The sequence below is a fragment of the Diaminobutyricimonas sp. LJ205 genome (assembly GCF_009755725.1).
Taxonomy (GTDB): Bacteria; Actinomycetota; Actinomycetes; order Actinomycetales; family Microbacteriaceae; genus Ruicaihuangia.
The window spans coordinates 2913607-2934653 of record NZ_CP046619.1 but is presented as its reverse complement, the minus strand read 5'-3'; the positions used below and the strand labels follow the sequence as shown (position 1 = coordinate 2934653).

21 protein-coding genes and 3 tRNA genes are annotated in these 21047 nt (G+C 68.2%); 13 read left to right on the top strand and 11 right to left on the bottom strand.

Going from position 1 to position 21047, the window contains the following annotated elements:
- Positions 1 to 123 precede the first annotated feature (123 nt).
- The 6 genes from GO591_RS14315 to GO591_RS14290 form a co-directional block, all read right to left on the bottom strand.
- Complete coding sequence (locus GO591_RS14315; protein ID WP_157157434.1) at positions 124 to 1128, bottom strand: hypothetical protein; 1005 nt, start codon at positions 1126 to 1128, stop codon at positions 124 to 126.
- Positions 1125 to 2375, bottom strand: a complete 1251-nt coding sequence (locus tag GO591_RS14310) for an MFS transporter (protein ID WP_370455296.1) — start codon at positions 2373 to 2375, stop codon at positions 1125 to 1127. The genes GO591_RS14315 and GO591_RS14310 overlap by 4 nt, the downstream gene beginning before the upstream one ends.
- 3 nt (positions 2376 to 2378) lie before the next feature.
- The gene (locus GO591_RS14305) at positions 2379 to 2996 is read right to left on the bottom strand and encodes a hypothetical protein (protein ID WP_157157433.1); all 618 of its coding nucleotides are present in this window, start codon (positions 2994 to 2996) and stop codon (positions 2379 to 2381) included.
- A 2-nt stretch (positions 2997 to 2998) separates the two neighbouring features.
- The gene (locus tag GO591_RS14300; protein ID WP_157157432.1) at positions 2999 to 3646 is read right to left on the bottom strand and encodes an acyltransferase; all 648 of its coding nucleotides are present in this window, start codon (positions 3644 to 3646) and stop codon (positions 2999 to 3001) included.
- Between the two features lie 56 nt (positions 3647 to 3702).
- Entirely contained in the window at positions 3703 to 4434 is a 732-nt protein-coding gene (locus GO591_RS14295) for a ZIP family metal transporter (RefSeq protein WP_157157431.1), read from the bottom strand.
- 222 nt (positions 4435 to 4656) lie between these two features.
- Entirely contained in the window at positions 4657 to 5091 is a 435-nt protein-coding gene (locus GO591_RS14290) for a hypothetical protein (RefSeq protein WP_157157430.1), read from the bottom strand.
- A 124-nt stretch (positions 5092 to 5215) separates the two neighbouring features.
- On the opposite strand from GO591_RS14290, the gene GO591_RS14285 reads away from it, so the two are divergent.
- Together GO591_RS14285 and GO591_RS14280 are read left to right on the top strand one after the other, a co-directional pair.
- The gene (locus GO591_RS14285) at positions 5216 to 7207 is read left to right on the top strand and encodes a sensor histidine kinase (protein ID WP_198295485.1); all 1992 of its coding nucleotides are present in this window, start codon (positions 5216 to 5218) and stop codon (positions 7205 to 7207) included.
- Positions 7204 to 7845 carry a response regulator gene (locus GO591_RS14280; RefSeq protein ID WP_157157428.1) on the top strand — a complete coding sequence of 214 codons (642 nt, stop codon included), beginning with the start codon at positions 7204 to 7206 and terminating at the stop codon, positions 7843 to 7845. Before GO591_RS14285 ends, GO591_RS14280 begins: the two co-directional genes overlap by 4 nt.
- An 18-nt stretch (positions 7846 to 7863) precedes the next feature.
- Here GO591_RS14280 and GO591_RS14275 read toward each other — a convergent pair whose 3' ends face one another.
- Positions 7864 to 9144, bottom strand: coding sequence for a wax ester/triacylglycerol synthase domain-containing protein (locus GO591_RS14275; protein ID WP_232466194.1), 1281 nt, complete (start codon positions 9142 to 9144; stop codon positions 7864 to 7866).
- A gap of 150 nt (positions 9145 to 9294) precedes the next feature.
- On the opposite strand from GO591_RS14275, the gene GO591_RS14270 reads away from it, so the two are divergent.
- Entirely contained in the window at positions 9295 to 10467 is a 1173-nt protein-coding gene (locus GO591_RS14270) for a M20/M25/M40 family metallo-hydrolase (RefSeq protein WP_157157427.1), read from the top strand.
- A gap of 35 nt (positions 10468 to 10502) precedes the next feature.
- Here the strand turns inward: GO591_RS14270 and GO591_RS14265 are convergent.
- The 3 genes from GO591_RS14265 to GO591_RS14255 form a co-directional block, all read right to left on the bottom strand.
- A tRNA-Phe gene (locus GO591_RS14265) sits at positions 10503 to 10578 on the bottom strand.
- Positions 10579 to 10636: 58 nt separating this feature from the next.
- Positions 10637 to 10710: transfer RNA gene (locus GO591_RS14260), tRNA-Asp, on the bottom strand.
- 19 nt (positions 10711 to 10729) lie between these two features.
- Positions 10730 to 10805, bottom strand: a tRNA-Glu gene (locus GO591_RS14255).
- A 298-nt stretch (positions 10806 to 11103) separates the two neighbouring features.
- On the opposite strand from GO591_RS14255, the gene GO591_RS14250 reads away from it, so the two are divergent.
- Positions 11104 to 12354 (top strand): M23 family metallopeptidase, encoded by a 1251-nt coding sequence (locus GO591_RS14250; protein ID WP_157157426.1) that lies wholly within the window; start codon positions 11104 to 11106, stop codon positions 12352 to 12354.
- A gap of 28 nt (positions 12355 to 12382) precedes the next feature.
- The gene (locus GO591_RS14245; protein ID WP_157157425.1) at positions 12383 to 13729 is read left to right on the top strand and encodes a C40 family peptidase; all 1347 of its coding nucleotides are present in this window, start codon (positions 12383 to 12385) and stop codon (positions 13727 to 13729) included.
- A 141-nt stretch (positions 13730 to 13870) separates the two neighbouring features.
- On the opposite strand, the gene ppa is transcribed toward GO591_RS14245, so the two are convergent.
- Complete coding sequence (gene ppa / locus GO591_RS14240) at positions 13871 to 14362, bottom strand: inorganic diphosphatase (protein WP_157157424.1); 492 nt, start codon at positions 14360 to 14362, stop codon at positions 13871 to 13873.
- A 46-nt stretch (positions 14363 to 14408) separates the two neighbouring features.
- Between ppa and tilS the strand changes: the two genes are divergently transcribed.
- From tilS to GO591_RS14200, 8 genes are all read left to right on the top strand, one after another.
- Positions 14409 to 15587, top strand: a complete 1179-nt coding sequence (gene tilS / locus GO591_RS14235; RefSeq protein ID WP_157157423.1) for a tRNA lysidine(34) synthetase TilS — start codon at positions 14409 to 14411, stop codon at positions 15585 to 15587.
- A 20-nt stretch (positions 15588 to 15607) separates the two neighbouring features.
- The gene (hpt, locus tag GO591_RS14230) at positions 15608 to 16159 is read left to right on the top strand and encodes a hypoxanthine phosphoribosyltransferase (protein WP_157157422.1); all 552 of its coding nucleotides are present in this window, start codon (positions 15608 to 15610) and stop codon (positions 16157 to 16159) included.
- Positions 16160 to 16289: 130 nt separating this feature from the next.
- On the top strand, positions 16290 to 18293 hold the full coding sequence (gene ftsH / locus GO591_RS14225) for an ATP-dependent zinc metalloprotease FtsH (RefSeq protein ID WP_157157421.1): 2004 nt from the start codon (positions 16290 to 16292) through the stop codon (positions 18291 to 18293).
- A gap of 7 nt (positions 18294 to 18300) precedes the next feature.
- Positions 18301 to 18888, top strand: a complete 588-nt coding sequence (gene folE / locus GO591_RS14220; RefSeq protein ID WP_232466193.1) for a GTP cyclohydrolase I FolE — start codon at positions 18301 to 18303, stop codon at positions 18886 to 18888.
- On the top strand, positions 18878 to 19738 hold the full coding sequence (gene folP / locus GO591_RS14215) for a dihydropteroate synthase (protein WP_232466192.1): 861 nt from the start codon (positions 18878 to 18880) through the stop codon (positions 19736 to 19738). The genes folE and folP overlap by 11 nt, the downstream gene beginning before the upstream one ends.
- A complete protein-coding gene (gene folB, locus GO591_RS14210) occupies positions 19735 to 20100 on the top strand; it encodes a dihydroneopterin aldolase (protein ID WP_198295484.1) in 366 nt (121 codons plus the stop codon). The genes folP and folB overlap by 4 nt, the downstream gene beginning before the upstream one ends.
- Entirely contained in the window at positions 20097 to 20573 is a 477-nt protein-coding gene (folK, locus tag GO591_RS14205; protein WP_157157419.1) for a 2-amino-4-hydroxy-6-hydroxymethyldihydropteridine diphosphokinase, read from the top strand. The genes folB and folK overlap by 4 nt, the downstream gene beginning before the upstream one ends.
- Positions 20570 to 21046 (top strand): DUF3180 domain-containing protein, encoded by a 477-nt coding sequence (locus GO591_RS14200; RefSeq protein ID WP_157157418.1) that lies wholly within the window; start codon positions 20570 to 20572, stop codon positions 21044 to 21046. Before folK ends, GO591_RS14200 begins: the two co-directional genes overlap by 4 nt.
- The last annotated feature ends 1 nt before the right edge of the window (position 21047 follow it).

The following is a 21047-nucleotide window of genomic DNA, read 5'->3' as shown; positions in this document are numbered from 1 at the left end:
TGGAGAGCCCAGGTCGCGAGCTGACGCTTGGCGCCGTCGACGGCTCGAGCCCCTCATGTGTGTTCGGTAGGAGAGTATCGCGTCAACTCTTCGGCGCATCACCCCCGAACGGGTGCCACGGGTTCATGGGATCACCGCCGGTGACCAGGCGTGTTCGATCAACAGCCGGGGTTCGCTTCCGCCATCCGCGGTCACCGCCCAGATGTCGCTGTCCCCCGGGGTGTCGGCGCGGGCGAGGCCGAAGAGCAGGGTGTCGTCATCGAGCCACTCGACCTGATCGTCGACGGTCTCCACCGGCAGCAGCGTCTCCTCGCCGGTGGCGAAGTCATAGACGGCAATGCTCCAGCGCGCTTCCGAGCCGGTTCCGACGTTCTTCTTGTAGGCGACACGGGTGCCGTCCGGGGACAGGGACGGGCATTCCGCGCCCTCTCTGACCGCGGTCAGCGTGCGGCGCTCGAGGTCACCCTCGACCAGCCAGGTGCGTCCACCCGAGGCGGCCGTCGCGTAGAAGGTGTTCCCGTCGTCGGCGAAGGTCACGCCCCACAGGTTCCGGTCGATCGCGAACAGCGGGGCGCCGTCGACGCTGAGCGTGAACTCTTCGAGGTTGCCATGGCTTGCGCCCGAGGCATCCGTCACCACCGTCTCCGTCGAGAAGCCCACCGCCGCGTAGGAATGCCCGGTCACGAACGACGTGGTGGCAACCAGTTCACCATCCGACGAGAGGCGGGTGCGGCTGGGGATTCCGGCGAGGGGCCAACTGCGGGCCAGTGCCTGGTCGGTGTAGAGCTCGGCTTCGAACGTGGTGACGATGCCGCGCTTGGTGCGCAGGCAGATTGTGGCAGCGGATGTCGCATCCACGCGGTCGCAGACCATGTCGCCGACCGAGCGGGGTGCGCCCGGATTGTTCAGCGGCACCGCGGCGACGTGCCCGTAGCCCTCACCGCTCGCGGTGTTGCGAAAGACGATGCGGGCGCCCTCGAGCTCCGGGCCGGTGGCGACAGCCACCGTGCTGGCGACGGACGGTGGCTGCTGCATCCGCTGCCACTGGAGAACGCCGTACAGCGTCGCGCCGACCAGGACGACCGCGGCGATCGCGGCGAGCAGGGCAATACGACGCCGGGGGTTCATGGTGCCTCCGGCGCGGTACGGCTGCCGCGCAGCAGCAGGGCGGCGCCGACCGGAATGACCAGGGCGAGGGCGAGCGATGCGACGATCACGGCGGGTTCCCGGCCGAACGCGTACCAGAGCACACCGAAGCCGGTCGCAGCGATCAGGCGGGCCACCGCGACCACGGTCTGGGCGGCTGCGATGCCGGTGGCCACGGCCTCCGGCGGCGTGAACTCTGCGGCCAGGGCGGCGAGGATGCCGTCGGTGGCCGCGTAGAAGCCACCGAGCAGCAGCAGGCAGGTGATCGCGATCACCGGGCCGCTGACCGGGACGGCGGCGGCCACGTACGCGGCCAGCAGCAGCAGCTGGCCGACGACGAAGATGCGAGCGCGGCCGAGGCGGTCGGCCAGACGCCCGAACGGAATCGCGAGGGCCAGGAAGGCGACGTTCGTGCCGACGTAGAACAGCGGGAACCACTCGGCGGCGAACGCTCCACGGCTCGCGAGCAGCAGGTAGATGAACCCGTCACCGATGGCCAGCAGGCCGAACAGCCCGGCGGCCACCAGCAGTCGACGCAGCCGGGGATCGCGCAGCTGGCTCCAACGGAAGCGGGGGCGGCGGTCGGTGGCTGCCGGCCTGGATCGGGCTCGGCCGGGCACCATCAGCCCCAGAACGGCCACACCGAGCACGGCGAACGCCAGCGAGACCACGAAGACCGTGCTGTAGCCGCCCGGGATCACCAGCAGGATGACGAAGGCCAGCAGCGGGCCGATCGCTGCGCCGACGGTGTCGAGCATGCGGTGCACGCCGAACGAGCGGCCGAGATTCTGCCGCTCAGAGGCCTCGCTGATCATGGCGTCTCGCGGGGCGGTGCGGATGCCTTTGCCGATCCGGTCGGCGGTGATCACGGCGGTCAGCGCGCCGAACCCGGAGGCGAACAGAAAGCCGACGCGCGCGATGGCGGAGAGACCGTAACCGAGCATGGCCACCCATTTCGGATGTCCGCCGGTGTCGGAAGCCCAGCCCGCAGCGATTCGCACGAGCGCGCTGACCCCCTGGTAGAGGCCATCAAGGAAGCCATAGGCGATCGTCGTCAGGCCGAGCACGCCGGTGACGTACAGCGGCAGGATCGCGGAGACCGACTCCGACGAGATGTCGGTCAGCATGCTCACGATCCCGAGCGTGATGACGACGGAGGACACTCGGGCGGTGGTGCTGGCCCGGGGCGTGGTCGCATTCTCGGGGGAGTTGCGCAGCGAAATGTACACGGGTCACCCGGCCCGGAACGCGCCGAACAGGGTGAAGGTGCTGCCCGAGGTGGCGGGAACAACGGTCAGCGTGATGGTGTTGTCGCCCCGGGCGAAGGCGTAAGCGGTGGATCCGCTGACGGCTTCGATCTCGCGGGCTGCAAGACCAAGGGTGGCGTAGGTGGCCTGATAGTAGGCGATCACCTCGGTCGCGGAGCGCGGTGAGCTGGCTTCGACCCCCGCCTGCATGTGGTTACCCTCGGTGGTCACCGAGCTGCGGGCCACGGCATCCTCGGTCGCGATCGGCAGCAGGTCGGACGGGAAGCCCGCCACCAGTTCGCCCTGTGCGCTGCCCGATGGCGGCAGCGGTTGCTGCACGAGCGGCGGGCGATCGTCGGCTGGCGGTCGTGGGAGCGTCGTCTCGCCGGGAATCTTGCCGTCGGTATCGGCTTTGGTCTCCGTGTCGCCGGGCGGGTCGCTGCGCGCTTCGCGGCCCGGGCCCGCGGTCGGCGTCGGGCTCGGCGTTGCCTGGGTGGCCGGGGTGGCGGCCGGTGCGCCACCCAGGTTGACCAGCACGACCGTGATCAGCGCTGCCGCCGCGAGCACTCCGAGGATGGTGAAGAGGAGGCGTCGTCTGGTCATGATCACACCAGCGCCAGGACGCCGTCGTCTTCCCGATAGAGTTCGTCGGTTTTCGGGCAGCGGTACGTGGCATCCGGCTGCGGCACGAGCGCAACGCCCGCCCGCCCGACCCAGCCCACCCGGCGTGCGGGCACGCCCGCGACGATCGCGAACGCGGGCACATCGCGGGTGACCACCGAGCCAGCGGCGACGAGGGCCCATTCGCCGATGGTGACCGGTGCGATGCAGACGGCGCGGGCGCCGATGGATGCCCCGGTCCTCACGGTTACGCCGACGGGGGTCCAGTCATCCGCACTCTTCAGCGAACCGTCCACGTTGACCGCTCGCGGGTAGACGTCGTTGGTGAAGACGACGGCCGGGCCGATGAAGACACCGTCCTCGAGGACCGCAGGTTCGTAGACGAGTGCGTAGTTCTGCACCTTGCAGTTGGTGCCGAGCACGACACCGGGTCCCACGTAGGCGCCTCGGCCCAGCGTGCAGCCGGGGCCGACGCGGGCGTGCTCGCGTACTTGGGCGAGGTGCCAGATCTTGACCTTGTCGCCGATGATGGCTCGGTCATCCACATCGGCGGTGGCGGCGATATCGGCGCTGGCAGCGACATCGGCAGTGGCGGCGACGGAGGAGCTGATCAGGTTCGGGTTCCCTGTCATGGAGAAAGAGTAGGGCGCGGGGGCAGAACCCGCTAGAGCCAAAGTCGTCGCGATTGTCAGGCGATGATGTGCAGTCCGTAAGCCACGGCGAACCCGACGGTGGCGACAACGCCGACAAGCTTCCCGCCGTGTTCGAACGCCTCGGGCATCATCGTGTCGGCAAGCATGGTGAGAATGGCCCCGGCCGCGAATGCCAGCACGAACGCGATGGTGTCTGGCGGGGCATCCTGAAACAGCACGAAGCCGCCCAGCGAGGACAGCGCCGACACGGCGGCGATTCCCACCCACATCCAGAGCACGTGCCCGCGTTTCCAGCCGCCCGCCACCAGACCCGTCGTCGACGAGATCGATTCCGGCAGGTTGGAGAGGAAGACCGCGGCCAGATAGGCGAAGCCCACCTCGCCGCCCTGGAAGATCGTCAGGCCGATCACGGCGGACTCGGGAATACCGTCGAGCACGGTGCCCAGCACGATCGCCAGCGGGGACCCCGTCGACTGCAGGCCGGTCTTGTTCTTGCGGTCGCCGCCGCCGAGCCGATCGATCAGCCAGTCGCCGCCGAAGAACACGAAGCAGCCCGCAAACAGTCCGACGGCGGCCCAGCCGAACCCCGTCGCCAGCTCGGTGGCATCCTCGACCAGGTCGAAGGCGACGGCGCTGATCAGTGCGCCGGAACCGAACGCCATGATCAGCCCGATCAGGCGATAGGACAGATTCACCCACAACGCGAGCAGTGCGCCGATGATCAGCGACGACGCGGCGATGGCGCCCCAGAGGAATGCTGCACCCATCGGATGTCACCGCCCTCCGTTCCGGCGTCAGGCTCCGGCGGTCCTCACGAAACTGCGCCCATTGAACGCCCGTTTCCGGGTGAATGCATTGAGCGGACCATCCGCTGGTCGAACGTGTCGCATCCACTGCCGCCAGTGTTTCGGCCTTCAGCGCGCAGAATTCCGCTGGCGTGGAGCCGAAACGCTAGCGCCAAGCGACACGCTCGCCCAACGGACGGGCGGTCAGTGGCGTGCCGGCGTGTTGTGAGCGTCGATGAAGCGTCGGGTAGGCGAGGCGAGCGTGAGGGCGAGCACAACGAGTGCGACGACGCCGAACGGGATGGCTTCGGTCTCGAGGATGGTGACGATCTTGACCATCGTGAAGACGAGCATCCAGATGGCCCACATGATGACCCCGGCGCGGCCGATCCTGCTGCCCCGCACTTGGGCGATCGCAGCCCCGGCGCCCACGACCGAGAAATAGCCGTAGACGGAGATGAAGGTGGCGTCGATCGGGTCATAGCCGTCCAACCCGGAGAAGTACACGGCGCCGTAGGTGCCCACCGCAGCAACGAGGACGGTCAGCACCGCTGCCACGATCACAGTGGCGGGCAGGCGAGTCGTGGCCGGACGGGTTTCGACGGATCGGGAATCTGAGGTGATGTTCTGTGTGTTCATGGCCCCAACGGTGCCGCGGGCGCGGTCCCACGGGGCAGGGGTTCTGGTCCTGATTTGACTCGGGACTTCCTGTCCCGTGACCCTGAGCCCTTCTCGCGGAATAATCAGGCTTATGGGAGCGGCAGTGGCTGGCGCGGTTGCGATCCTCGCTGCCCTCGGCGGTGCCATGCTGCATGCCGTGAATGACGCGGCTGGGCGAGCCCAGAGCCCGTCCTTCTGGCTCATGGGGCTATCGATCGCGGTGGCGTATGGCGCGGTGGCGATCCTGCTGCGCCACAGCAAGGCGGCCTGGATCCGGCATGCTGCGGCGTTCATCGGCCTGACCGGCGGCATCGCGCTCCTTGCCCGGGAAGCGGCGTGGCTTGGCGAAGGCCCGCCGGCCGCCGCCGCGTTGTGGGTCGGGTCCTGGCTCTGGGCGCCGGCGTACGCGGTGATCCTGACCGTGCTGCCGCACCTGTTGCCGCGCGCGATCGCCCCGCTGCGGATGCCGGCACTGTGGCTGTCCATCGTGGCTGTCGTCCTCGTCTCGGCTCTGTGGGCGACGACACCCTACGACCGGCAGGACTACCCGCACCCTCACCTCGATGCGCGGAATCCCTTCGGGCTATCCGTCGCCGCTGAGCCTGTGGTGATCGCGGTGACGGTGGCGGTGCTCATCGTGGCGACAGTGGTGGCGGCACTGTCGCTTGCTGGGCGTTGGCGCCGGTCCAGCGGCGTGGAGCGGCAGCAGCTCAAGTGGGTGGTGCTTGGCGTCGCGTCAACGGTGGGCCTTGCCGCGATCGCGCAGGTGCTCCCGATGCCCCTGGGAGAAGTCGTCGTGGCGCTCGCAATGCTGCCGGTTCCGCTGAGCATCGCCGTCGCGGTGCTTCGGCACGGCCTCTGGGAGATCGACGTCGTGATCTCGAGGTCGATCGTCTACGTCGTGCTCTCCGTTGCGGTGATCGGGATCTATCTGGGAGCAGTGTGGCTGCTCGGCTCCGCACTGGGAGATTGGACCGGTGTCCCCGTCATCGCCACCGCGCTAGCAGCGCTCGGTGTTCTGCCGCTGCACGCTCGGCTTCAACGCAGGGTGAACCTCATCGTGCATGGCGAGGCCGATGAGCCGCATATCGCGCTGGCACGGCTGGGCGACCGGCTGGCCGCGGCATCCGATCCAGGCGAAATCTCTGCACGAGTGCTGCCGGCCGTGGTCGAGCAGGTCACTCGCTCGCTTCACCTCGATGGCGCCCGGCTGGTGCTGGTGGATGGAACAAGTGCCTCCTTCGGCAGATTGGACGCCGGCAGCGCCACGACCGTGCAGCTGAGCCACGCCGGGTACTCAACGGGCGAGCTCTCGGTGTCGCGCCGCGGCGGCCTGAGCGAGTCGGACCTCGTGGTGCTCTCACGGCTGGCAGCGCAGGCGGCGGTTGCCGCGCACACGGTGTTGCTTGCCCACGATGCCCACCGCGCCCGAGAGTCGGTGGTTGTCGCCAGGGAGGAAGAGCGGCGGCGACTGCGCCGCGACCTGCACGACGACATCGGCCCGGCGCTCGCCGCACTCGCCCTCCAGGCCGAACTCGCCCGCGACCTGGCTGCGGATCAGCCTCAGGCCGCGGCGCAGATGCTGGGGAAGCTGGTGCCGAGGCTGAATTCCGCGGTCGCGGATGTCCGGGCGCTGGTGCACGAGCTTCGCCCGCCGACCCTTGACGATTTCGGCTTGACGGTGTCGTTGCGTGAACTCGCCGTCAGGATGTCGACCTCCGGTACCCCGGTGCAGGCGCGCATCCCTGAGCTTCCCGAGCTTTCGGCTGCGGTTGAGGTGGCGGTCTACCGCATCACCGCCGAGGCGGTCACGAACGCGGTTCGTCACGCGCGAGCGTCGATAATCCAGGTGGATCTGACGGTGGACGAGCAGACTCTGAGCGTCAGTGTGACGGATGACGGCGTCGGGTTGCCCGACGATCACGTGCCCGGAATCGGTCTCCGCTCGATGCGGGAGCGGGCCGAGGAACTCGGTGGGGAGTTGACGGTGTCGTCGCAGGCCATCGGGACGAGCGTGCGGGCACGCATCCCGATCACCTCTGAGCCCGACGTCCCGGCTGTCGACATCGACCGGGTGGGGGTGACGGCGACATGAGCGTGCGGGTGCTGATCGCGGATGACCACCCGCTCTACCGCGAAGGACTCGCTGCTGCGGTGGACGCGATGCCGGGTACCGAGGTGGTCGCCCAGGCCGCTGATGGTGCTGAGGCGGTTGCGGCGGCGCTTGAATTCCGGCCAGACGTCGTGCTGATGGACCTGAACATGCCGACGCTCGGCGGCGCCGACGCGACCCGGCAGATCGTCGCAGCCGACCCGGGGATTGCGGTTCTGGTGGTCACCATGCTCGAGGGAGACGAGTCGGTCTTCTCGGCGATGCGGGCTGGCGCGCGCGGTTACCTGCTCAAGGGTGCCGATCGTGCAGAGATCGGGCGGGCGATCACCGCCGCGGCGCATGGCGAGGTGGCGTTCTCGTCCGCGATCGCCGGGCGGGTGCTCGCCTACTTCTCGACCGGGCGATCGATCGAATCGGCGCCGTTTCCCGAGCTGACCGAGCGAGAGCGGGAGGTGCTCGACCTGGTCGCCCGCGGACTCACCAACGCCGAAGTGGCCAGGAGACTGTTCGTCAGCGACAAGACCGTTCGCAACCACGTGTCGAACGTCTTCGCCAAGCTGCACGTGGCGGGACGGGCCGAAGCGGTCGCTCGGGCTCGCGACGCGGGCATGGGGCAATGAGCCGGCGCTAAGCCACCGTCACGCGCCGAGGCGCCTGAGCTCGTCGGTCACGGCCTGCGTGAACTCCGCGCCGGGCACGTTCGCGGCGTCGAAGTGGATGCCGAGATACAACCGACCGGAGTAGGAGACAGCTGCCACCCCGAGCCGAACGTTGGCAGCGAGCACGGCCACCGGCCAGATTGCGACGATTCGTGCTCCCGCGAGGCGGAGGGTTTCGCCCGGCCCTGGAACGTTGGTGACGAAGCCGGCGACGAGGTGTTGCCGGTGTGCGACCCGGTCCATGATGCGCGCGCCGAGCGGGCCGCGCATGAATTCGAGCGTGCCCTGCTCCCGTGCGCGAACCTTCTCCGCCTGAGTCTGCTTGGCGATCAACCGGAGGCGCTCGTCTGGCTGAGGTTCGCCCAGCGGCAGCGGCACAAGCATGACGCCCACCTGGTTTCCGGATGTCCCGTGCCGCTGCAGTGCCACCGGAACCGAGACGGGCAACCAGGCCGGGAGCTCCTCGTGGGCGGCGGGCAGCGCCGCTCGGTAACCGGCCGCGACAGCAGCAAGGAGAGCGTCATTCACGGTGGCACCGAGCGATCGTGCCCTCGTCTCGAGCGCGGCGAGGTCAGCGGTCAGGAACGCAACTCCTCGGCGCGGGCTGCGCTCACCGAGCAACACGGTCTCTGCGACCTCCCGGCCGCTGAGGGTCATCCGCATGCGCGACAACCCGAAGGCAAACTTGCCGAGGGTGCGCCGCAGGTTCCGGTGAGTGGTGGGTTGCTGCGGCCGTGGGAGTTCAGTGACGACCGGCTCGGGCGCTGGCATCCGGCTTTCCGCCTCTGATTCGAACAGCTGTCGCACGATCGCGACGGCCGCCATCCCGTCGGCGATCGCGTGATGGATGCGCAGCACCACCGCGATTCGACCGACACCTGTGCCGGGCACGAGTAGAAGTTCCCACATCGGTCGATCCCGTGGCAGCGGTGCGCTCATCAACTCCCCGCAGAGGCGCTCGAGTCCCTCGACGCCATCGACCGCCTCCGTAATGCGAATGTGGTGCCGAAGATCGGGCGTCGCCTCTGCCCAATGGTGCCCGCGCCCGACTACCACCGACAGCTTGCTCAGCTGGGGGCGTGACGCGATCCGCTCGCCGACCGCTGTGCGAAGACGTGCCATGTCCACGGCGCCGTCCGCGCCGACGAACCCCTCGTTCGCGAGCAGACCGGCCACGAGGAACACATTCACCTGGCCCGTGTGGTCGAGCACCAGATTCGCCTGGTCGACTGCTGCGATCCGCGGCTTCGCCGTGCGCATGCTCGCAGGCTACTTCCGCGAATGACCTGAACAAACATGGAAACCGTCTCGCATCCGGCAGGCGATCACCAGCGGACGATAAGTCGCGTGCCGCGGCGCGGGTCGTGCGCAGGACAGGGCGCCGGGCTCGGTACGTTAGCCCCTGTGTCAATGAATGACCTCGGGGATCGCGCCGTCGAACTGACGTCGGAGCTCATCGCCATCGACTCAGTCAGCCCGAGCCTGGCGCCTGGAGCCCCCGGTGAGGAACGGATCGCCGACGTCGTAGCTGGCCGGCTCGCCATGGCCGGGTTCGCCGTGCAGCGCATCCCCTCATCCGATCCCCGTCGCCCGAACGTGGTGGCGATTCGTGACGGCTCACGGCCCGGACGGTCCGTGGTGCTGAACGGTCACCTGGACACGGTTCCCGTCGACGGGATGGCTGAGCCGTTCGTCCCGCGGGTCGACGGCGACCGGCTGTACGGTCGCGGCGCCAGCGACATGAAGGGCGGGGTCGCCGGCCTGGTTGTCGCTGCCGAGGAGCTCGCCGCGTTGGACGCACCAGGCCGGCAGATCGTCGCGCTCGTATCTGACGAGGAGGATGCAAGCATCGGAGCGACGGCCGTTCTCGCGGAGCTCGAGCGGATCGCAGGCCGTCCCGACGTGTGCCTCATCGCTGAGCCCACCTGGCTCGACATTGCGGAAGCTCACCGGGGCTACGAGGTTGTCCGGGTCGAGTTGACGGGCCGTGCATCGCATTCCTCTCAGCCGCATGAGGGACTCGACGTCATCCCGGTCGTAGCGCACACGCTGTCGGCCATCGCCGAGCGTGACCGCGAACTTCAGCGGATCACCCCGGACCCGCAACTCGATCGCGGCTCGCTGATGGCGACCGTGGTCCGCGCCGGGTCTGCGCCGTTCACCATCGCGGCGTCGGCCGAAATCCTGGTCGAACGGCGCACGCTGCCCTCCGAGTCGGCAGATGCCGGGTACGAGGAGGTGAACGCGATCCTCGCCTCGCTCGAGCTACCGGCCGGGATGAGTGCATCGGCTCGGTCGCTCATCCGACGGTCGGCGTGGCAATTGGCGACCGACGGTGCGGCACAGGAGTTGAGCGTCCACCTCGCCGAATCACTCGTCGACGCCGGCGCATCGAAACCCAGGCGACGAGGGTTTCCGTACTGGATGGAGGCGGCGCTGTGGGATGAGGCCGGCGTCCCGACCGTCGTCTGCGGGCCAGCAGGTGGGGGACTGCACGCGATCGACGAGTGGGTTGATCTGAATCAACTGCGCGCATTCCCGGTCGCCGTCGTCGAGGCGGTCTTGCGATTCGCAGCATCCTGAATCGCAAAAAACCCCCGATTTCTCGGGGGTTTCATTGGTGGCTCCGACCGGCATCGATCCGGTGACCTTTCGATTTTCAGTCGAACGCTCTACCAACTGAGCTACAGAGCCAGAGGGACTCTGCCCCCTATTAGGAGAAGAGCCCCTCGAGAGGGGCTCGTCGCCTGAGCGACCCTGACGGGACTTGAACCCGCGACCTCCGCCGTGACAGGGCGGCACGCTAACCAACTGCGCTACAGGGCCTTGCTATTTAATTCTGGTTTGGTGACCCCAACGGGATTCGAACCCGTGCTGCCGCCGTGAAAGGGCGGTGTCCTAGGCCACTAAACGATGGGGCCATGCGGTTCAGAACCTCATAGCTTTACCGAGGGACAAGCATACGTGGACGCTCGGGAAATGCAAAACCGAGCGATCCGAACCCACGCCGCGCCCCCAAAACGCCCCCGAAATGAGCGGCCTAAAACCGTTCTCCGTGGTTAGGTTCAAGTAGTTGTTGAAACTTTGCCGAACGTTGTTACTGTTAACGGCGTTACGGATGTGACTGGCGTTATAAAAGGGGACCGATTGCGCACGACGGACACCAGCTGGGGGGAGCGGGCGTCATCTCGACGTGTGCGCCGGAGCCGAATGATCGCATTGGCGATCGCCGTTGGCATCGCCACGACCGGCACCATCACGCTCGGCGCCCCTGCGCCTGCCGCCTATGCGCTGAACTACCCGACGTGGGATGACGTCAAAAAGGCGCGCGCGAACACCGCAGCCAAGCAAGCCGAGATCAAGCGCATCGACGACCTGCTGGTGCAGCTGCAGGTCAACGTCGAGACCAAGGAAGCCGAAGCCCGGGCGGCGGCGGACGTCTTCGAAGCAGCCGACGCCGCCTTCGTTGAGGCTGCGCAGAAGGCCGAGAGCCTGCAGTCCCAGGCGGATGCCGCGCACACCGTTGCCGAAGAGTCCCGGCTGCAAGCCGGCCAGATGGTCGCCCAACTCGCTCGCCAAGGAGGCAGCGATCTCAGCGCGAATCTCTTCGTCAACGCCGGCGAGGCCGACACCCTGCTGTCGAAACTTGGTTACGCCAGCAAGCTGACCGAGCAGTCCGAGGGCCTCTACTCCAAGGCTCTGCAGGATATGAACTCCGCCCAGGCGCTCACCGATCAAGCTGACGTCGCCGCCGAGGAGCGCGAGCGTCTGCGGGTCGAGGCCGAGGAGGCAATGGCGGCCGCGCAGGTCGCCTACGACGCCGCCCAAGCCGCGCTCGCCGAGCAGGAAGAGCATCGGATCGTCCTCGAGGAGCAGCGTCGGGCACTTGAGGCGACTGAGGAAGTGACTGAGGCCGGGTTCGCCGAGGGCGTGCGCGTTCGTGAAGAGCAGGAACGGCAGCGGCGTGCAGCTGCGGCTGCTGCGGCTGCTGCGGCTGCTGCGGCAGCTGGGGGCACTTCGCACAGCGGCGGCGGCAGCGTCGCCTCCGGTCAGGTAGTGAACGGCTGGGCCTGGCCCGCCGCCGGGACCCTTCGCAGTGGCTACGGCATGCGGCTGCATCCGATTTACAACTACATGCGCATGCACAACGGCCAGGATGTCTCGAACGGCGGCGGCACCCCGATCTACGCCACGTCCGCCGGCCGAGTGATCTACTCGGGCTACAGCAGTGGCTTCGGCAACTACGTCAAGATCGACCACGGCAACGGCATGTCGAGCATCTACGCGCACATCCTGAACGGCGGCCTGCGGGTCTCGCACGGGCAGCACGTGGGCGCCGGCCAGCTCGTTGGCCTGATGGGCAGCACCGGCCCGTCCACCGGCAACCACCTGCACTTCGAGATTCGCCGCAACAATGTGCCGATCGACCCGCTTGACTTCGTGCGGGCCAAGGGGGTCCCCGTTGGCTGACACTTCAGCGGGCAGGTAAGGGTTTCGGATGCCCCGCCCTCGCCGCACCTCAGGCTCACTAGCCCTCCTGCTCGCCGGTACCCTCGGGGTCACCGTCGGCACGAGTGGTGCTGCCTACGCAGCTCCGGACTTCCCGACCTGGGAAGAAGTGGAAGCAGCACGCTCGAGCGAAGCCACAGCTCAGGCCAAGGTCGCCGAAATTGAAGCGCTGCTCGCCACCCTCAGCGACGAGTCCGCCGAGCTCGGCAAGGCCGCGCTGGTGCACGGTGAAGAGTACAACGCCGCACGAATCGCCCTCGACGAGGCCACCGCCAAGGCAGAACGCCTGCAGAAAGCCGCCGAGACCGCAGCCGCGCAGGCTGCGGCATCCGCCCGTCAGGTCGGCGCTCTGGTGGCAAGCATGGCCCGCACCGGCGGCGGCGACGTCACCCTCGCACTGGTGACTGGCGGCGCTGGCAACGACCTGCTGCGCAGTCTTGGCACCGCCTCGAAGCTCACCCGGCAGTCGGCGTCGCTGTACGATTCCGCGATCGCCGACCGTCACCTCGCGGATTCCCTCGCCGAACAGGCGGAAGCGGCACAGACCGAGCGTGACGAGATCGCCGCCTCGGCCGAGCAGGTGTTCGCCGAGGCGCAGGCGAGCGCCGATACCTCGGTCGCGAACGTCGCCACGCACGGCACCGTGCGCGACGAGTTGTTCGCGCAACTGGCCGCGCTGCGGGGAACGAGCGCCGCAACCGAGCGCGAGTACTACGAAGGGCTGGAATGGGAACGCCGGCAGGCCGCCGGATCTCCGCCGCCCGTGCCGCCGGTGCTGCAACAGCCGGCCCCCGCCCCTGCGCCCGAGCCGGCTCCTGCCCCAGCGCCAGCACCTGCGCCGACTCCGACCGACCCGGCCGACCCGGCCCCGTCGAACCCGGCACCCTCCAATCCAGCGCCGGCTCCGGCACCGGCTCCCGCGCCGACACCTGCGCCGAACCCGGTTCCGCAGCCGAACCAGGGCGCAGTGCAGACCGCGATCGCGTTCGCCAAGGCGCAACTCGGCAAGATGTACCAACTGGGCGGCGCCGGTCCGGATGTCTGGGACTGCTCCGGCCTCACCAAGGCGGCCTACGCGGCAGCTGGCATCCATATCGGCGCGCACTTGGTCAGCAGCCAGTACAACACCATGGCCGCGCGCGGACTGCTCGTGCCGTACAACCAGATGCAGCCCGGTGACCTGCTCTTCTACTCGGGCAGCCAGGGTTTCTACCACGTGACCATGTACATCGGCGGCGGGCAGATGATCGAGGCTCCGCGCCGCGGAGTCCCGGTGCGCATCGCCAACGTCCGCTACGGAGAACTCAAGCCCTACGTCGGCCGCCCGACCGGCTGAGCCAGCGGCCTGCCCGCTGGTTCAGCGGCACGACCCCGCCGGCCGAACCGGTTGCTCCCAGCGCTTGGCGCTACAGAAACGGCCCCGCGCTCCCAAGATTTCGGGAGCGCGGGGCCGTTTCGCTAGCGGCAAGCCGAAGGACTAGTGCCCTTCCGCCTTGAGCTTCTCAATGCCGTCGCGCACGATCTGGTCGGCCTCGGCCGCGTCACCCCAGCCCTCGGTCTTGACCCACTTGCCGGGCTCGAGGTCCTTGTAGTGCTCGAAGAAGTGCTCGATCTCCTTGCGGGTGTACTCAGGAATGTCCGCGACATCCTGGATGTAATCCCAGCGCGGGTCGCCAGCGGGAACCGCGATGACCTTCGCGTCGGAACCGCCGTCGTCGGTCATGTTGAACACACCGACCGGTCGCGCCTTCACGCCGACGCCCGGGAACAGCGGGTACGAGGTGAGCACGAGCACGTCCACCGGGTCGCCGTCGAGGCCGAGAGTGTTCTCGAAATAGCCGTAGTCAGTGGGGTAGACGAAGGTCGTGTAGAGCACCCGGTCGAGGTAGACACGGCCGGTCTCGTGGTCGACTTCGTACTTGTTGCGGCTCCCGCGGGGGATTTCGATGACGGCGTCGTAAGCGGCCATAGGGCGTACTCCTCAAGTCTGGTGATAGCTGCAATAACGTTATCGGATGCACTCTGCGCCGCCTGAGTCCGGGCCCCGCCGCCCCCGGCTGACCCCCGCCATCGCCGACGTGCGCCGTGCCGTCCGAGCCACCCTCTCTTCTGAGTTAGCCGAAAACGCTAGTCCGGGCGGCGGGCGACCAGCATTCTCACGCGGAGAAGCGTCGGGTCTGCCACTCGTGCTCGTCGCACTGAGCGGTGGGGCCGACTCGCTCGCCCTCGCGGCGGCGACCGCCTTCGAGGCGCCGCGCGCGGGGTTCAGGGCGGGGGCGGTGATCGTCGACCATGGGCTGCAGGAAGGGTCCGCGGATGTCGCTGCCCGCGCCGCCCGCCAGGCCACCCAGCTCGGGCTCGACCCGGTGCAGATCAGCCGAGTAATGGTGGGCCGCGAGGGCGGGCCCGAGGCCGCCGCCCGCACCGCGAGGTACGACGAGCTGACCGTTGCCGCTGTTCAGCACGGGGCGACCGCGGTCCTGCTCGGCCACACGCTCGACGACCAGGCAGAAACCGTGCTGCTTGGACTTGCGCGGGGCAGTGGTGCGACCAGCCTGCAGGGCATGGCGGCATCGCTCGCGGTGCCGGTCCCGGCGGCATCCGCGAACGACTGGCGCATCGAGCTGCCCGACGGTCTGGTGAACACGACGTCCCGCGCACCCGGCGCAGGGGAACGTGAACTGCTCTTCCTGCGGCCGCTGCTCGGGATCCGCCGGGTGACGACCGCGCAGTTCTGCGATGACTCCGGGCTGGACTACTGGACCGACCCGCACAACTCCGAGCACGCGTACACGCGGGTGCGGGTGCGCGAGCGGGTGCTGCCGCTGCTCGAGGACGAGCTCGGCCCAGGCATCGCCGAGGCGCTCGTCCGCACCGCCGAGCAGCTGCGCGAGGATGCCGCGGCGCTCGACCACTTCGCCGAAGAGGTTGCCGAGGAACTCGCCGAGGTTGCCGAAGCCGGCATCTCCCTACCGGTCGGCGCGCTCGCCGCGAACCCGCCTGCGCTCCGGCATCGGCTGATCAGGTTGGCCGTGCAGAGCGAGTTCCACCTGTCTCTCAGCCGGGCACACACCCTCGAAGTCGCGCGCCTGGTCACCGACTGGCACGGGCAGGGACCCCTTGATCTGCCCGGCATTAGAGTGGAACGTGCGGACGGACTGATCGTCTTCACGGCAGCGCGCGCAACCGGATAAGACCTCGCGGAATAGGACCCATGGAACTCACCGACGTTTCGGCCGACTTGACCAAGGTGCTCGTCACCGAGCAGCAGATCAACGACAAGATCGCCGAGCTCAGCCGGCAGATCGAGGTGGATTACGCGGACACGCGCCCGCTGCTGGTCGGCGTGCTGAAGGGCGCGGTGATGGTGATGGCGGATCTGGCCCGCGAATTGAAGCTGCACATCGACATGGACTGGATGGCAGTGTCCTCATACGGCGCCGGCACGCAGTCGAGCGGTGTGGTGCGCATCCTGAAGGACCTCGACTCCGACCTCACCGGACGCGACGTGCTAATCGTCGAGGACATCATCGACTCTGGTCTGACCCTGTCCTGGCTGCGCGCCAACCTCGAAAGCCGCGGCGCGAACTCGGTCGAGATCTGCGCATTGCTGCGCAAGCCGGATGCCGCGAAAGTCGAGGTCGATGTGAAGTACGTGGGCTTCGAGATCCCGAACGAGTTCGTCGTCGGCTACGGGCTGGATTACGCCGAGCGCTACCGCAACCTGCGCGGCGTCGGAGTGCTCTCCCCGCACGTGTACTCGTAGGCTCCGCCGGGGATTTCGAGACACGTCACTCGCTTCGCTCGCGGCGCTCCGGGGTCACCGGAATGCGCCGTTCCCCTCACGGCGAACATCCAGAGCCCGTCCAGCGCCCGGGCTGTAACCTTGCAGGATCATGGACTTTAAGCGTATTTTCCGCGGGCCCCTGCTTTACGTGCTGGTCGGGGCGATTGCCGTGTGGATCGGCTTCAGCCTCATCGGTGGTTCGGGATTCCGCGAGATCACTACGCAGCAAGGTCTGGAGCTGCTCGACGGCAGCACCGTGGACAAAGCAGTCATCGTCGACGGCGAGCAGCGAGTCGACCTGACCCTCAGCAAGGCCGACGGTGACAACGGCACGCAGGTGCAGTTCTACTACGTCGCCCCGCGCGGCGATGAGGTCATCGACGCGGTCAACTCCGCGGCCGGAGCAGACTTCGATGACGAAGTCCCGCAGACCAACTGGGTGCTCAGCCTGCTCGGCATCCTGCTCCCCTTCATCATCATCGGCGCGATCTTCTGGTTCCTGCTGTCCTCGATGCAGGGCGGCGGCAACAAGGTCATGCAGTTCGGCAAGTCCCGCGCGAAGCTCGTCTCGAAGGAGAGCCCGAAGGTCACCTTCGCGGATGTCGCGGGCTCCGACGAGGCCATCGAAGAGCTGAACGAAATCAAGGAGTTCCTCAAGGAACCCGCGAAGTTCCAGGCCGTCGGCGCGCGCATCCCCAAGGGTGTGCTGCTCTACGGCCCTCCCGGCACCGGTAAGACCCTGCTCGCTCGCGCGGTCGCCGGTGAGGCGGGCGTGCCGTTCTACTCGATCTCAGGTTCGGACTTCGTCGAGATGTTCGTCGGTGTCGGTGCCAGCCGCGTACGTGACCTGTTCACCCAGGCCAAGGAGAACGCGCCCGCGATCATCTTCGTCGACGAGATCGACGCCGTCGGCCGCCACCGCGGCGCCGGCATCGGCGGCGGCAACGACGAGCGCGAGCAGACCCTCAACCAGCTGCTGGTTGAGATGGACGGCTTCGACGTCAAGACCAACGTCATCCTGATCGCCGCGACCAACCGGCCAGACGTGCTGGACCCGGCGCTCCTGCGTCCCGGCCGCTTCGACCGGCAGATCGCGGTGGATGCCCCGGACCTCAAGGGCCGCGAGCAGATCCTCGACGTGCACGCCAAGGGCAAGCCGATGGCCGACGACGTCGACCTGGCCGTGCTCGCCCGCAAGACCCCCGGCTTCACCGGCGCTGACCTGGCCAACGTGCTGAACGAGGCCGCGCTGCTCACCGCCCGCAGCAACGCGCAGCTCATCGACAACCGGGCCCTCGACGAGGCCGTCGACCGCGTGATGGCCGGCCCGCAGCGCCGCACCCGGGTGATGAACGACAAAGAGAAGCTCATCACCGCCTACCACGAGGGTGGCCACGCCCTCGCTGCGGCGGCGATGCGGCACACCGACCCGGTCACCAAGATCACGATCCTGCCCCGCGGCCGTGCCCTCGGCTACACCATGGTGCTCCCGATCGAGGACAAGTACTCGGTCACCCGCAACGAGCTGCTCGACCAGCTCGCCTACGCGATGGGCGGCCGGGTCGCCGAGGAGATCGTCTTCCACGACCCCACCACCGGCGCCTCGAACGACATCGAGAAGGCCACGTCGATCGCGCGTCGGATGGTCACCGAGTACGGCATGAGCGCCAAGGTCGGCTCGATCAAGCTCGGCCACGGTGCCGGCGAGCCGTTCCTCGGCCGCGACATGCAGCAGCCGCGTGACTATTCGGAGACCATCGCCGAGACGGTCGACGCCGAGATGCGCGTGCTCATCGACCAGGCGCATGACGAGGCGTGGCAGGTCATCAACGACAACCGCGACATCCTCGACCGCCTCGCGACCGAGCTGATGGAGAAGGAGACGCTCGACCACCTGCAGCTGGAAGAGATCTTCGCCGACGTGAGGAAGCTCCCGGAGCGCCCGCAGTGGCTGTCCAGCGACAAGCGCCCGGTGTCTGACGTGCCCCCGATCACGATCGCGGCGAAGACCCCGATCGACCCGGAGGCCGTCGACGGCGGTGTGGACTCCGAGCCGAGCAAGCCGAAGCGCACTCCCCGGCCGCGCAAGTCGCCCGGCATCGCCACGGCGTAGGCGCGCCGTGCCCACGTCCACATCGATCGACACCGGCCGGATCGAAGCGGCGGTCACCGAACTGTTGCTGGCGATCGGTGAAGACCCGCACCGCGAGGGCCTCACCCAGACGCCGCAACGGATCGCCGAGGCCTACGCCGACTTCTTCGCCGGAGTGTCCGCCGACCCGCAGCAGCACCTCACCGACACGGTGGGCGTCGGCGACGAAACCGGCGAGCTCGTGCTGTTGCGCGACATCGAGTTCCGATCGATGTGCGAACACCACCTGCTGCCGTTCATCGGCGTCGCCCACATCGCGTACCTGCCCGGGGACCGCGTAGTCGGCCTCGGGAAGCTGCCGCGGGTGGTCGAAACGCTCAGCTCCCGCCCGCAGCTGCAGGAACGCCTGACCGAGCAGATCGCCGACGCGCTCGATCAAGGACTGGCCCCCCGCGGGGTGCTGGTGGTGCTCGACGCACGACACAGCTGCGTCACCGCGCGCGGCACCCGGCAAAGCCAGAGCACGACGTTGACCATGGCCAGCCGCGGGGTGCTCACCGACCCGGTCTCCCGCGCCGAGGTGGTGGCCCTGATCGGAGGCCGGGATGACGGCTGAGCGGAAAACCGTGCGTCGCCGGCGCGCGCGCCGCTCCGCGGCAAGCCAGCGCACCCTGATCATGGGGATTGTGAACGTCACACCGAACTCCTTCAGCGACGGCGGCGAATTCCTTGACGCGGATGCCGCCATTGCGCACGCCCTCGAGCTCACCGAGCAGGGCGCCGACATCATCGACGTCGGCGGCGAATCGACCAGGCCCGGTGCGCCCCGCGTCAGCGTGGTTGACGAGCTCGCGCGCGTGCTGCCTGTGGTCACCGCGTTGGCCGAGAAGGGCATCCGGGTCAGCGTCGACACCATGAACTCCGAAACCGCGAAGCAGACCGTCGCGGCCGGTGCCGAGTTCATCAACGACGTCTCCGGTGGTCTCGCCGACCCCGACATGTACCGGGTGATGGCGGGGAACGAGGCCACGTACATCGCCATGCACTGGCGGGGCCTGCTCGGCGAGAAGGACTCCAGCGCGCTCGACAAGCTCGCCGTGTACGGCGATGTCGTCACCGATGTGAAGAACGAGCTGCAACAGCGCCTGGCCGAGATGATCGTCTGGGGCATTGATCCCGCCCGGGTGATCATCGATCCGGGACTCGGCTTCTCGAAGAAGGCCGAGCACAACTGGCAGCTGCTCGCCCGCTACGACGAACTCGCCGCGCTCGGCCATCCGATCCTGATCGGCGCAAGCCGCAAGCGCTTCCTCGGAGACCTCGGCGGCGACAAGGACAACGCGACGGCGATCATCTCGGCGCTGTCGGCCGAGGCCGGAGCCTGGGGCGTGCGCGTGCACAACGTCGAATCCACGCGCAAGGCCCTCGAGGTCGCGTCGGCGTGGACCGCGGGGCGCCGACGGTGAGCCTCGACTCGATCACCCTCACCGGCCTCGTCGCGCGAGGCCACCACGGCGTGTACGACTTCGAACGCCGCGACGGCCAGGACTTCGTGATCGATGTCACCGCGGAACTCGATCTGCGCACCGCAGCGGCCAGCGACGACCTGGCGCGCACCGTGAACTATGGCGAGCTTGCCGAGCAGGTGGTGGCCGCCGCCGAACGCGACCCGGTCGACCTGATCGAAGCCCTCGCCGAGCGGATCGCCGAGGTGGTGCTCGCCCATCCGGCCGTGCAGTCCACCACCGTCACCGTGCACAAGCCGCAGGCACCGCTCACCGTGCCGTTCACCGACGTCGCCGTGACCATCTCCCGGAGTCGGTCGTGACCCGCGCCGTCATCGCCGTCGGCGCGAACCTCGGCGACCGTAAGGCCACCGTCACCCACGCCGTTCGCGAGATCGCCGAGCTCGACGATGTGCACCTGGTCGCGGTCTCCTCCTTCATCGAAACTCCTGCGGTCACCCCGGACGGGGTCGATGAGAGCAGGCCGGCGTATCTGAACGGTGTCATCCTGATCGACACGGACCTCGACGCGGACGTGCTCCTCGACGCCCTGAACGCGATTGAGGACCATCATGGTCGTGTGCGCACGGAACGCTGGGGGGACCGCACCCTCGACCTCGACATCGTCGACTTCGGTGGCCAGCGCCGCAACACTCCGCGCCTGGTGCTGCCGCATCCGCACGCGCACGAGCGCGAGTTCGTGCTCGCCCCGTGGCTCGAGGTCGACAAGGATGCCGAGCTTTCGGGTCGCGGCCGGGTGGAGTTCGTCCTCGCCAAGTTGCGAGGACACCTGTGAGACCGTCGACCGCCGGCCCGCTGATTCTGCTTGCCGTGATCGGGACCGTCGGTGGTTGGTTCCTCGATGCTGGGCTGGCGGCATCCGGACGTCCCGTCGTGATTCCACCGCTGACCCTGCCGCTCGCGTTGATGTTGATCGGCGTGATCGTCGTCGTCATCGCCTGGCCGGTGCGCACGGCGGTGCGCACCCGCGAACTGAACCGGGTGGACCCCTTCTACGCCACCCGCGCGGTGGTGCTGGCCAAGGCCTCGAGCCTGTCCGGGGCGCTGCTCGCCGGATTCGGCCTCGGAATCACGGTGTACCTGCTGAGCCGCACGGTGGTGCCCGGAGTAAGCTCGATCCTGATGGCGGTCGCCACAGTCGTGGGGGCGGCCATTTTGCTCGCCGCCGGACTGATCGCCGAACGAATGTGCACCCTCCCGCCTGACGACGACAGTCCCGAGCAAGGACCGGCGGCGTCCAGACTCTAGA